The following is a 12,000-nucleotide window of genomic DNA, read 5'->3' on the forward strand; positions in this document are numbered from 1 at the left end:
ATATTCATCAAATCAACAGTGGCCAGGTCAGAGGGCATGTCAAGTCTCATCTTCAGCGGCGGCTCTCACCGATGCCAGAAGCTGACCCGCAGCACAGTGAGCACGCGCGCGTTGTTCGGCAACGAGAAGCTGCGGCCACCCTTCCCAAGGCTTCAGCCTGCCCAGGACTCCGTCGCGGACCTCGATCTGGAGAACCTGGATCCCCGGCGATGGGGCATCACCGCCATCCATCGCTGCAGTGTCTGCAACCATCCGATCGCACAGAGCGGATTCCATCAGGTATGGATCTCGCTACGCGTGGCCACCGACGTGCTTCCTCTGCTGGTCAGCGCCTGCTCGTCGGCATGTGTCGCCGAACTGCCCGACGGTGCGAAGGACTACATCCCCACACCGCACACAGGCGGCCGAGTCGATCAGCCAGCGTCCGACTGGGACTGACCTGCCCACGTGACCGTCGACACCGCGGCCCATCTCACGTGATCTTTTGCCAACCAACTTAGTCGTGGCAGGTCAGCGCGACCAAGACGACTAACTTCACTGTCAAAGGACACCGCGCGTGCCCGGCCGCACGGCTGTTTTCCGATGCCTATGCCGTGCTCACCACCGTGCTCAGCGTCGGCAAAGGCGCCCGCGCGGAGGACGCGGTGTGAGCCGCGCCGCGCGCACCGTCAGCCCCGCAGCCCGCCCCAGCAGAATCCGCGAGCTGTGCACCGCCCACGGCCTCGCAGCGGCCTGACCTCAACCAGCCGACTTCGCCACGCGCCGAGCCACTGACTGGCAGCACAAGACCACCACCGACCTCGCCCGCACATACGGCACGGTCGTGGTGGAACAGCTCAACATCCCGAACATGGTCACGTCCGCCAGGGGAACCATCGAGGAACCGAGGAAGAACGTCGCCGCCAAGTCCGGCCTGAACCGCTCCATCAGCCAAGAGGCATGGGGCCGCACCGTGACGATGCTGACGTACAAGACCGCCCGCTATGGCGGCACCCTGCACAAAGTCCCCGCCCCGAATACCTCCCTGCGCTGCTCCGCGTGCGGCTTCATCACACCCGGAAGCCGGGAGGACCAGGCCACCTTCGTATGCAAGAACCCGGACTGCGGCTGGTCAGGCAATGCCGACTGGAACGCAGCCCGGAACATCTTGCACCTGTACCGGATGGGCCACGCGCTCATCCCGGCTGCCGGAGGGCAGTCGTCAGACACGCTCGTCGCGTCAAGCCCGCCACCGCAAGGTAGGCAGGAATCTCCCGGATTCATCCGGGAGAGCACTTCAACAGCTCCCCGCCTACGCGCCCGACCTCAACCCGGTCGAAGGCATCTGGTCCTTACTGCGACGCGGATCCCTCTCCAACGTCGCCTTCACCACCCCCGACCACCTGATCCAGACCGTCAGAAGAGGCTTACGGCAGATTCAATACCGCAGCGACCTGATCGACGGCTGCCTGGCCGGTACCGGCCTGGCCCTCATCCTCGACTGACCGCGCGCGACATCACGAGTTCAACCTCGGTAACCGCGCGGGGCACGCTCACCGGCTCGCCCCCTGCTTGACCGCGCCCCTCTCGACGTCGCGCTGGAGGCGGACGATGTCGAGATCCTTCGGGCTGAGGACGTCCAGGTCGGCCGACGCGGGCCGACCTGGACGTCATGATCAGACGAGGTCGAACCGGTCGAGGTTCGTCACCTTGTCCCACGCCGCGACGAAGTCGCTCACGAACTTCTCCTTCGCGTCATCGCTCGCATAGACCTCCGCGAGCGCGCGCAGCTCGGAGTTCGACCCGAAGACGAGGTCGACACGACTGCCGGTCCACTTGACCTCGCCCGTGGCGGCGTCGCGACCCTCGAACGTGTTCGCGTCCTCGGACGTCGCCTTCCACGTCGTGCCCAGGTCGAGCAGGTTGACGAAGAAGTCGTTGGTCAAAGACCCAGGGGTCGTGGTGAAGACGCCGAGCGGCGACTGCTGGTAGTTCGCGCCCAGGACGCGGAGGCCACCGACGAGGACCGTCATCTCGGGGGCGCTCAGGGTCAGCAGGTTCGCCCGGTCGAGCAGCAGGTACTCGGCCGGCAGCCGGTTGCCCTTCCCGAGGTAGTTACGGAACCCGTCGGCGGTCGGCTCAAGCGCGGCGAACGACTCCACGTCGGTCTGCTCCTGCGACGCGTCCGCGCGGCCCGGCGTGAAGGGGACCTCGACGTCGAAGCCGGCGTCCTTGGCGGCCTGCTCGACGGCCGCACCACCGGCGAGCACGATCAAGTCGGCGAGCGAGACCTGCTTGCCGCCGGTCTGCGCGGCGTTGAAGGACTCCTGGATCCCCTCCAGGGTGCGCAGCACCGTCGCCAGCTGGTCGGGGTCGTTGACCTCCCATCCGCTCTGCGGCTCAAGGCGGATGCGCGCACCGTTGGCGCCGCCGCGCTTGTCGCTGCCACGGAAGGACGAGGCCGACGCCCACGCGGTGGACACGAGCTGGGACACCGACAGGCCCGAGGCGAGGATCTGGCCCTTGAGGGAGGCGATGTCCTCGGCGTCGATGAGCTCGTGCGTCACCGCGGGAAGGGGGTCCTGCCACAGCAGCGTCTCGGCCGGGACCTCCGGGCCGAGGTAGCGCACGACCGGGCCCATGTCGCGGTGGGTCAGCTTGAACCACGCGCGGGCGAAGGCGTCCGCGAACTCGTCGGGGTTCTCGAGGAAGCGCCGCGAGATCTGCTCGTAGGACGGGTCCACGCGGAGCGCGAGGTCGGTCGTCAGCATCGTCGGGGCGTGGCTCTTCGACGGGTCGTGGGCGTCGGGGACGGTGCCCGCCCCGGCGCCGTCCTTCGGCCTCCACTGGTGCGCGCCGGCGGGGCTCTTGAACAGCTCCCACTCGTAGCCGAACAGGATCTCGAGGAAGCTGTTGTCCCACGTCACCGGGGTGTTCGTCCAGATACCCTCAAGGCCGCTGGTGATCGTGTCACCGCCCTTGCCGGTGCCGAAGGAGTTCCTCCAGCCGAGGCCCTGCTCCTCGATCGAGGCGGCCTCGGGGTCGGGGCCGACGTTGTCCGCCGGGCCCGCACCGTGGGTCTTGCCGAAGGTGTGACCGCCCGCGATCAGTGCGACCGTCTCCTCGTCGTTCATCGCCATCCGGCGGAACGTCTCACGGACGTCGCGGGCTGCGGCAAGCGGGTCCGGGGTGCCGTTGGGGCCCTCCGGGTTGACGTAGATGAGGCCCATCTGGACCGCGCCGAGGGGGTTCTCCAGCTCCCGGTCGCCGGTGTAGCGCTCGTCGCCGAGCCAGGTGGACTCGGGACCCCAGTAGACGTCCTCCTCGGGCTCCCAGACGTCCTCACGACCGCCGGCGAAGCCGAAGGTCTTGAAGCCCATTGACTCCAGGGCGACGTTGCCGGCGAGGATCATGAGGTCGGCCCACGAGAGGTTCTGGCCGTACTTCTTCTTGACCGGCCACAGCAGGCGGCGGGCCTTGTCGAGGTTCCCGTTGTCCGGCCAGCTGTTGAGGGGGGCGAAGCGCTGCTGGCCGGCCCCGGCGCCGCCGCGGCCGTCGCTGATCCGGTAGGTGCCCGCGCTGTGCCACGCCATCCGGATGATGAACGGGCCGTAGTGGCCGAAGTCGGCCGGCCACCAGTCCTGCGAGGTCGTCAGCACCTCCGCGATGTCCTGCTTCACGGCCGGGAGGTCGAGGGTCTTGAACGCCTCGGCGTAGTTGAACTCCTCGCCGAGGGGGTTGGCCACGGCGGGGTTCTTGGCGAGGATCTTCAGGTTGACCCGCTCCGGCCACCACTGGCGGTTTCCGCCGCCCTGGGCTGGGTGCGGGGCGCGCCCGTGCGCGACCGGGCAGCCACCTCCGCCCTCCGTCTTCGCGTCTACGACGATTGCATCATGGTTCTCAGACATGGGAATCCTTCCGGACCAGGCCGATCATGGTGCTCAGGAACTGCGGGCGGTGGAACAGTGGGGGCACAGGCCCCAGTAGATGACCTCGGCCTCGTCGATCGAGAAGCCGTGGTCGTCGGAGGCGGTCAGGCAGGGGGCCTCGCCGACCGCGCAGTCGACGTCAGCGACGACACCGCACGACCGGCACACGACGTGGTGGTGGTTGTCCCTGACGCGTCCCTCGAACCGGGCCGGGCTGCCGGCTGGTTCGATGCGGCGTACGAGTCCCGCCGCGGTGAGCGCGTGGAGGGCCTCACACACGACTTGCCGGGAGATATGGCCCACGCGATCGCGCACCCCCGGAGGCGATCTCCTCGACGCCGAGGCGGTCACCGTCCCGGACAATCTCGAGCAGCGCGACGCGGCCGTCACCCGCAGGCCGGCACCGCGCAGCTCCTCGGCGGTGGTCCCGTCATGTCTCTGTCTCCTGCCGTACTGGAGTCTTCCTGTCCCTTGGCTTTCGCCGGAACCGATCCTACGATGGACAGGGTCTAAGTCAAGAAGTGGGCCAACTCCCTATCCAATCGGATCCCGGACGTCCATCGGTAAACTTCGGTTATCCCATCGAACCTGAATAGGTGAACCGATATGAGTGACCTGCTGGAGCGACTGCGAGGGCGTGGCTGGCGGATGACCTCCCAGCGGCGTGTCGTTGCGGAGGTCCTCGACGGCGACCACGTGCATCTCACGGCCGACGAGGTGCACGCCCGCGCGGCACAGCGGCTGCCCGAGATCTCCCGGGCGACCGTCTACAACACCCTGGGCGAGCTGGTCTCCCTCGGTGAGGTCATAGAGGTCTCCACCGACGGCCGCGCCAAGCGCTACGACCCCAACGCACACCACCCGCACCAGCACCTGGTGTGCTCCGACTGCGGCACCATCCGCGATGTCCACCCGACCGGCAATCCGCTGGCCGGCCTCCCGGCGGAGGAACGGTTCGGCTTCACGGTGTCCGAGGTCGAGGTCACCTACCGCGGGCTGTGCCCATCCTGCGGCTAAAGCGTGTTGCAGAAGGCTGCGGCCTGCGTATTTCCCTTGTATGTGTGGGGCGTTGAGGGCTGAGCCGGTGTGGGTGGTGGAGACGTTTTACCGGGTTGCGGATGCGGCAGTTTGAGGCGTTGGTGGCTGTGCCCTCGTCACCACAAACACGGTTGCAGTACTGGCTTGCCCCCGCCCGGCCTGAGGCTTTCGGGTCCTCCAGATCCGTTCCGGTTATGCGAACGGTGTGGCCCGGAGTGGGCCGCCGTCGAGGTAGTTGACCAGATTCGCTGCGTACTGCTCGGCATGCGGTCCGGAAAGCACCACGCTCGGGTGCGGGGTGTCGACGGGAAGGACTCGTATCAGGTTGTGCTCCGCAGAGATCGGGAGCGCCTGGGAGCCTTCGGACCGGTTTTCGTAGCCTGCGTGGATCTCGATGGTGAGCCCACCAGCGCAACCGTTGGCCGTAGCCAGCGCTGACCAGACGACAAGGCGCTGCATGTCCGTCTCGGGCGGGAGGCGGACCAGGCGTCGAACTTCTCTGTGGTGGCACGAGCCGCATAGCGGCATATCGAGGCGCAGGTGTGGGAGGAGCGTTGCGGCCAGGGGCTGGAGGCTGGGGAAGGTCCTCATCGGGCCGGTGCGCGGGGAGAGCAGGTAACCGGCGGCGCCCCAGGGGCGGACCTTGAGGCGTCCGCCGGTGGCCTGGCCGGCGGCGGCTGCGCGCCGCCGCCGGTCAGCAGGGCGGTTACCGGCAACGATGACCTCCCACGGAGGGCGGACCGTTCCTGTGCCGCATGCGCCACACATCGTCTGCTCTCCCTAGGGCATCACATCGCCACTGTTGGGCCCGAGGACTTGGCCGACATACAGGTTCCCCGACGGATCGCCTGCGAGGAGGACGGCGGTCGGTGCGACCTCCGCGGGTACACCGAAGCGGCCCAGGGGAAGTTCGGCCTGCTTGGCTTTCTTCCATTCCTCGCTGATCCCGGCCACCAGGGGCGTCTCGATGGGGCCCGGCGCGATGGCGTTCACCAGGACGCCGTGCGGCGCCAGCTCGCGGGCGAGCGCTTTGGTGAGGCCGATGACACCGGCCTTGGCTGCGCAGTAGTGCACCAGGCTCTCACCGCCCTTCAGCGCGAGCTGGGAGGAGACGTTGATGATGCGGCCGGCGCCCTGCGCGACCATGATGGGTGCCGCCCAGCGACAGCAGAGGAAAACGCTGCGCAGGTCGACGGCGATCATCTCGTCCCACGTCTCCACCGGCATGTCCACAAGCGGGACCTCGGTCAAGAGTCCGGCACAGTTGACGAGGATGTCCAGGCGCCCGAACTCCTCGACTGCTGCACCGACCATGGCGCGGGTGGCGTCCGCGTCGGCGATGTCGACCTGGTAGGCCCTGGCCTTGGCGCCTGCGGCCCGGGCTCGTGCCGCAGTCGCTTGGGCTCCCTCGAGGTTGAGGTCGGCAAGGAAGAGGTGCGCCCCCTCGGCGGCGTAGGCGTCGGCGATGGCTGCGCCGATGCCGCTGGCCGCCCCGGTGATCAGGGCAATGCGGTGATGAAGTGACTGACTCATCTCTTCTTTCCTCAGCTCGGCCAGCGAACGGTCAGCCCACCGTCGACGATCAGTTGCTGCCCGGTGATGTAAGCGGCATCGTCGCTGGTGAGGAAGCGGATCGCGCGCGCCGCCTCATCGGCTGTACCCACCCGTCCCCAGGGGATCAAGCGGCCGGCGTGGGCCAGTCCCTGCGGGCCCAGCGAGTTGACGGGGTCCAGCGACTGGGGGCTTTCGATGAGGCCGGGGATGACGGAGTTGACGCGGATACCGCGCGGGGCAAGCTCGACAGCCAGCGATCGGCACAGTCCCAGGACACCGGATTTCGCGGCTGCGTAGTGGGCATGGTCGTCCCAGCCGTAGACGCCGCCGGCGATCGAGGAGACCGCCACCATCGCTCCAGCACCGGTCATCACTCCCGCCGCGGACCGGAAGGTGCGCAGCACGCCGGTGAGGTCGACCGAGAGCATGTCGTCCCATGCCTGGTCGCTGAGCTCGGCGAGCGCGGCGCGGCGCAGGATCCCAGCGCCGGCGACCGCGATGTCGAGACGGCCGAATCGCTGAACGGCTGCCTGTGCCAGAGCGTCGACCTGGTCCGGGTCGCGGACGTCGACCGAGACGGCCAGGGCCTGTCCGCCGGCTGCCTCGATCTCGCGGATCGCCTCCTGCACGTCGTGCGGGTCTCCGGGGTAGTGCCCCAGCACGCTTATCGCGCCGGCGCGGGCGTAGGCGACCGCTAGAGCCTTGCCGATGCCGCTGGCGCCTCCAGTGATGACGGCGACCTTGCCGGCGAGGCCGTCATCCCTGACGGCAGTTGCCTGGTCTGAGGTGGGGGCGCTCATACGGCCGCTCCTTGCGCCTGGACGTGGACTCCTGCGGACTCGTGGTTCTGATCCACGCGGCGGGTGCCGAGCATGACCAAGCCGGAGGCCAACATGAAGGCTGATCCGGCGATGAGGGCTGCGGTGACCATGGACATCCCCGCCCCGAGGAGGACGCTCAGCAGCGCGGAGCCCACGATCGCGCCGACCGGCCCCATCGTGTGCGCCACGTTCGGACCGAGGCCACGAACCTGGGCCGGGAATGACTCGCCCATGTAGAACAGCAGTGCGGCGTAAGGACCGGTCAAGAAGAACAGCGACAAGGCGTACAGGGAGATCACGAAGGCGCTGTTGGAGGGGCCGAGTAGCATGACGCCGGTCAGGACGGCCCCGACGGTCCAGCCCACGATGATGGTGGAGCGGCGGTTGAAGCGGTCGCCGACCCAGCCGTGGAAGAGGTAGCCGGCGAAGCCGACCGCGTTGGCCAGGACCAGGACCAGCAGCGCGCTGTCGAAGGAGACGTGCTTGCCCTGGGTGAGGACGGTGGTGCCGAGCACCGAGAACACCTGGATGGCCATCCAGTTGAACAGCCACGCCAACGACAGGCAGACGGTGTGCCGCCGCAGGCCGGGGGCGAAGACGTCGCGCAGGGTGGCCTTGGCCTCGCCGGAGACGGTGAGGCCCACTTCCGCGGCGAGGGCGTCGGCCTCTGCCTTCTGGCCGTCGGCGCGAAGCCGACGGACCTCGGTGAGTGCCGCGAACGCGGGGGACTCCGGGAGCCTGGTGGCAGCCAGGGCGACCAGGATCGAGGGGACCATGGCCAGGACGAAGCACCAACGCCACCCGACGACCGGCAGCAGCAGGGCGGTGAGCCCGGCCGAGGCCAGCGCGCCCACGGGCCATCCGCTCTGGACGAAGCTGTACATGAAGCCGCGGCGGCGGGCTTTGCCGTACATCTCGTTGAGATAGACGGTGTTGACCAGTTCTTCGGAGTAGCCGAAGCCGGAGAAGGCGCGGATGACGACCATGGAGAGGGCTCCGGCTGCCAGGCCGGTGAAGCCGGAGCTGAGGGCGGCCCCGATGATGGTGACGACCAGGGCGCGCTTGCGGCCGACACGGTCCAGCAGCGGTCCGACGCTGAGAGCGACGATGAACGTGCCGACCGTGACCCAGGTGGTGACGGTGGTGGCCTGCGCGGGGGACCAGCCGAAGTCCTCGGCGATCTTGGGCAGCAGCGTTCCGAAGAGGGTGTAGTCGTAGACAGAGAACACCCAGGCCAGGAAGCACACGACCGAGACCTGCACCAGCGTGCGCGAGGTCACCGGGCGCTTCCAGTCCGGAGTGGTTTCGACAGGTCCAGCTGACATGGTTATGCCTTTCGGGGGAAGCGCTGGGCGAAGTCGTCGGCGATCGCGTCGAAGGTGGTCCACTTGACGCCCTCGTGGGAATTGATGTGCTCGATCAGCCGCTCGAGGGCCATGAGGACCTGGGGCCTGCCAGACACGTCCGGGTGGATGGTCATGGTGAACACGGCGTAGTCGTTCTCGCGGTAGACCCAGTCGAACTGGTCGCGCCACATGGTCTCGATGTCGCGGGGGCTGACGAAGCCGTGGCTGTTGGGGCTTGCCTTGACGAACATCATCGGAGGCAGGTCATCGAGGTACCAGTTGGCCGGGATCTCGATGAGGCCGGTCTCCTGGCCGCGCACGAGCGGCTTCATCCAGGACTCGGCCGGCGCGTCGTAATCGATCTTGGTCCAGCTGTCGCCGACGCGGACGTAGTACGGCTCGAAGTCGCGGTGCATCAGCGAGTGGTCGTACTTGATGCCGCGCTCGAGCAGCAGTTCATTGGTCACGGGGCTGAATTCCCACCACGGGGCGACGTAGCCGGTGGGTCGGCGGCCGGTCCGGGACTCGATGAGGTCGACGCAGTAGTCGAGGACGGCGGACTCCTGCTCGCGGCTCATCGCGATCGGGTTTTCGTGCGAGTAGCCGTGGACACCGATCTCGTGGCCGGCTGCGACGCAGGCGTCGAACTGCTGGGGGAAGGTCTCGATGGAGTGTCCCGGCCAGAAGAAGGTCTGGGTGAGGTCGTTGCGGCGGAAGAGTTCCAGCAGGCGCGGCACGCCGACCTCGCCCGCGAAGAGGCCGCGGGAGATGTCGTCGGGAGAGTCCTCTCCCCCGTACGAGCCGAGCCAGCCGGCCACCGCATCGATGTCAACGCCGAAGGACACAAAGATTTCTTTGGTCATGATTTTCCTTGCTCTGAGCAGACGGGCGCCGAGCGGCGTCCGGCTTGGCTGAAGGTGAGGATCGGGCTTGGTGGGCCCTTCAGGGTGTGGCGTGGTGAAGCCACTCCGACACGACAGATCCGGGGTCTTCCGGCTTGAGAGTGAGGGCGACAGACAGCAGAAGCCTCGCCTGCCACGGACTGAGATCCGAGGCGAAGATCGCGCCGACACGGTCGAGGTCCGCGCCGCCACCCGCGGTGTACAGGGGGGAAACCGGTCCGGTGAACACGCGGCTGCATACCAATACCGGGATGCCGCGTTCCACCAGCCGTCCCACGGTCTCGGTCATAGCCGCAGAGGTGTTGCCGGCTCCCAGCGCCTGCAGTACCACTCCGCGAGCACCTGCGGCGACTGCGGCGTCCAACAGCGCGTCATCGCAACCGGCGTAGGCGGCGACGACATCGACTCGTGGCAGGTCGTGCACGAGACTGAGCTCGAAGGCAGGGGGCCGTGGATGTGCCCCCAGCGGTATGACGCTGTCGGAGGCGACTCGCAGACAGGGGCCACGTCCGGGCGCGCCGAATGCGCTCGATGCCAGGGTTTCCACCTTGCGGACACCCCGCGCCTGCCACGCCAGTCCGTCGAAGACCAGAACAGGACCAAGCCCTCGGGCATGCGGACTGCCCGCTACCGCCAAAGCCGCGGCAACGTTGGCCGGACCATCTGGCGCCGGACTGTCGAAGGGTCGCTGCGCACCGGTGAACACGACCGGCCGCTGGTCGTCGTGGAAGAGGTCGAGCAGGAACGCGGACTCCTCCATGGTGTCGGTTCCATGGGTGATGACGACCGCGTCCACACCCTCGGCCAGCGCCTCGTGGGCCCGGCGTGCGAGCGCGGCAAGATCGGCGAGCTCCAAGGCGTAGCTGCCCTTGGTCTTGAAGTCGTCGACCTCGACGTCGAGAACGCCAAGCCCACTCTTCGCCAAGAGCTCCTCGCCTGTAGCCCCGGCCAGGAGACCCCGTGGCGACCGGCGGCTGGCAATGGTGCCGCCGGTCGCGATCAAACGGAAACGTGCCACAGGAGTCCTCCGGGAACCACACTTGATGCCGCAAGTCGCGCAAACGATTGCGCCAGAGGTTACGCAAACGATTGCGGAGCGACAAGGGGTGTCTCAGGTTTTTTTGGTCGCCCGATTCCCGCCCGGGGGTGAGCATGCGGTAGAAACATTGCGTGACTTCCCATTCCCCCTCGCACTCCGACGAGCCGGTCACGCTGGCCATCCTGGCCGAGCGCGCGGGGGTGCATGTCTCGACCGTCTCGCGGGCACTGACGCCTGGCGCCGCCGGCGTGGGCTCCTCCACTGCCGAACGCATCCGCGCGCTCGCCGCCGAGCTCGGGTACCACCGGGACCCCGCCGCAGCCGCCCTCCGCACCCGCCGCAGCAGGGTCTTCGGCGTCCTGGTTCCCCGCCTGACCGACTTCGTCCTGGCGCGCATCTACGAGGGGCTCGATGCCGCTGCGGCACAACACGGCTACAACACCTTCGTGGCCAACACCACCGACGACCCGGCCCTGCGGCGTGAACGCCTCGAAGAGCTCCTGGCGCGACGCGTGGACGGCATCGTGCTGGGCGACGCCCGGCTCGATGGTGACGACCTGGTCAAGATCCTGGCGCGCAGGAACGTCCCCTACGTCCTGGTCTCGCGGCGGCTGAAGGGGCACCTGTCGGTTACAACCGACGATCTCCTTGGCGGCCGTCTGGCTGCGGACCACCTCCTGGAACTCGGCCACAAGCGGGTCGCGGTCGTCGCCGGAGAGCCGTACGCGAGCACCGGCGTCGAGCGAACAACCGGTTTCGTACGCCGCTACGCGGAAGCGGGCCTGCCCGTCCAACAGGACTACATACTTACGTCGCGATTCGACACAGCGGGCGGCCATGTCGCAGGCGCGGCACTCCTCAACCTCGACCCAGGGCCCACCGCCATCTTCGCTGTGAACGACACGGCAGCCATCGGCGTCATAGGGGCCCTACGGGAACATGGGCTCCGGCCCGGCGCCGACGTTGCCGTTGTCGGATACAACGACATCCCCGTCGCTGCGGACATGCCCGTACCCCTGACCACTATCCACGCGCCCATGTTCGAAATGGGCTGTGCAGCGATGGACCTCCTCCTTGAACGCTTGAGTGAAAGACAGGTGCGTTCCAAGCGCCTGCGTCCCCATCTCGTTGCCCGGGCGTCAACGTTGAACGAATAGCCGCCCATCAACCGAACCCCGGCCGGAGTGGAGGTGCGCTCGATGATCGGTCCGTCCAGCCCCGCACCGGCTGTCCGCCGCGCCCGGAACCAGGGATCGTGAGCCGCCTCAGCGGTACACCGGCCTCACCGGGTCGTCGCGAACGCCCGTCCGCTTCGCTCGCTGCCCGCGCCGATCGCCGATCCGGGGCGGATCGTCCGCCTCGGCATACGCCGACGTGATCGGCTCGGCGGCA

The 12,000-nt window shown here is 67.9% G+C and carries 9 protein-coding genes and 3 pseudogenes; 5 read left to right on the forward strand and 7 right to left on the reverse strand.

From position 1 onward, the window contains the following. Nucleotides 1-96 precede the first annotated feature (96 nt). The 3 genes and pseudogenes from ABZS71_RS12580 to ABZS71_RS12590 form a co-directional block, all read left to right on the forward strand. Nucleotides 97-438: a hypothetical protein gene (locus ABZS71_RS12580; protein ID WP_355851712.1), complete on the forward strand. Its 342-nt coding sequence runs from the start codon at nt 97-99 to the stop codon at nt 436-438. Between the two features lie 316 nt (nt 439-754). Further along, a pseudogene (locus ABZS71_RS12585) lies at nt 755-1,242 on the forward strand (transposase); the annotation flags it as partial. Between the two features lie 41 nt (nt 1,243-1,283). Further along, nucleotides 1,284-1,484, forward strand: a pseudogene (locus tag ABZS71_RS12590) (IS630 family transposase); the annotation flags it as partial. A gap of 171 nt (nt 1,485-1,655) precedes the next feature. Here the strand turns inward: ABZS71_RS12590 and katG are convergent. Continuing rightward, nucleotides 1,656-3,887 carry a catalase/peroxidase HPI gene (katG, locus tag ABZS71_RS12595; protein WP_355851709.1) on the reverse strand — a complete coding sequence of 744 codons (2,232 nt, stop codon included), beginning with the start codon at nt 3,885-3,887 and terminating at the stop codon, nt 1,656-1,658. 33 nt (nt 3,888-3,920) lie between these two features. Continuing rightward, nucleotides 3,921-4,319: pseudogene (locus tag ABZS71_RS12600) on the reverse strand (Fur family transcriptional regulator). A 195-nt stretch (nt 4,320-4,514) separates the two neighbouring features. Here ABZS71_RS12600 and ABZS71_RS12605 point away from each other — a divergent pair. After that, nucleotides 4,515-4,925 carry a Fur family transcriptional regulator gene (locus ABZS71_RS12605; protein WP_356209347.1) on the forward strand — a complete coding sequence of 137 codons (411 nt, stop codon included), beginning with the start codon at nt 4,515-4,517 and terminating at the stop codon, nt 4,923-4,925. An 801-nt stretch (nt 4,926-5,726) separates the two neighbouring features. On the opposite strand, the gene ABZS71_RS12610 is transcribed toward ABZS71_RS12605, so the two are convergent. The 5 genes from ABZS71_RS12610 to ABZS71_RS12630 form a co-directional block, all read right to left on the reverse strand. Continuing rightward, nucleotides 5,727-6,479 (reverse strand): SDR family oxidoreductase, encoded by a 753-nt coding sequence (locus tag ABZS71_RS12610; RefSeq protein ID WP_355851704.1) that lies wholly within the window; start codon nt 6,477-6,479, stop codon nt 5,727-5,729. 11 nt (nt 6,480-6,490) lie between these two features. Then, nucleotides 6,491-7,300, reverse strand: coding sequence for an SDR family oxidoreductase (locus tag ABZS71_RS12615; protein WP_355851701.1), 810 nt, complete (start codon nt 7,298-7,300; stop codon nt 6,491-6,493). Beyond that, the gene (locus ABZS71_RS12620; protein ID WP_355851698.1) at nt 7,297-8,646 is read right to left on the reverse strand and encodes an MFS transporter; all 1,350 of its coding nucleotides are present in this window, start codon (nt 8,644-8,646) and stop codon (nt 7,297-7,299) included. The genes ABZS71_RS12615 and ABZS71_RS12620 overlap by 4 nt, the downstream gene beginning before the upstream one ends. 2 nt (nt 8,647-8,648) lie before the next feature. Beyond that, nucleotides 8,649-9,530 (reverse strand): polysaccharide deacetylase, encoded by an 882-nt coding sequence (locus ABZS71_RS12625; protein ID WP_355851695.1) that lies wholly within the window; start codon nt 9,528-9,530, stop codon nt 8,649-8,651. A gap of 79 nt (nt 9,531-9,609) precedes the next feature. Continuing rightward, nucleotides 9,610-10,587: an asparaginase gene (locus tag ABZS71_RS12630; RefSeq protein ID WP_355851692.1), complete on the reverse strand. Its 978-nt coding sequence runs from the start codon at nt 10,585-10,587 to the stop codon at nt 9,610-9,612. A 152-nt stretch (nt 10,588-10,739) separates the two neighbouring features. Between ABZS71_RS12630 and ABZS71_RS12635 the strand changes: the two genes are divergently transcribed. Then, nucleotides 10,740-11,765, forward strand: a complete 1,026-nt coding sequence (locus tag ABZS71_RS12635; protein WP_356209349.1) for a LacI family DNA-binding transcriptional regulator — start codon at nt 10,740-10,742, stop codon at nt 11,763-11,765. Nucleotides 11,766-12,000 lie beyond the last annotated feature (235 nt).

Source organism: Streptomyces sp. NPDC005393, from assembly GCF_040606675.1.
Taxonomy (GTDB): Bacteria; Actinomycetota; Actinomycetes; order Streptomycetales; family Streptomycetaceae; genus Streptomyces.

Coding starts and splice junctions, on each gene's coding strand:
- katG (WP_355851709.1), bottom strand. CDS start 3,887: ATGTCTGAGAACCATGATGCAATCGTCGTAGACGCGAAGACGGAGGGC.
- ABZS71_RS12605 (WP_356209347.1), top strand. CDS start 4,515: ATGAGTGACCTGCTGGAGCGACTGCGAGGGCGTGGCTGGCGGATGACC.
- ABZS71_RS12610 (WP_355851704.1), bottom strand. CDS start 6,479: ATGAGTCAGTCACTTCATCACCGCATTGCCCTGATCACCGGGGCGGCC.
- ABZS71_RS12615 (WP_355851701.1), bottom strand. CDS start 7,300: ATGAGCGCCCCCACCTCAGACCAGGCAACTGCCGTCAGGGATGACGGC.
- ABZS71_RS12620 (WP_355851698.1), bottom strand. CDS start 8,646: ATGTCAGCTGGACCTGTCGAAACCACTCCGGACTGGAAGCGCCCGGTG.
- ABZS71_RS12625 (WP_355851695.1), bottom strand. CDS start 9,530: ATGACCAAAGAAATCTTTGTGTCCTTCGGCGTTGACATCGATGCGGTG.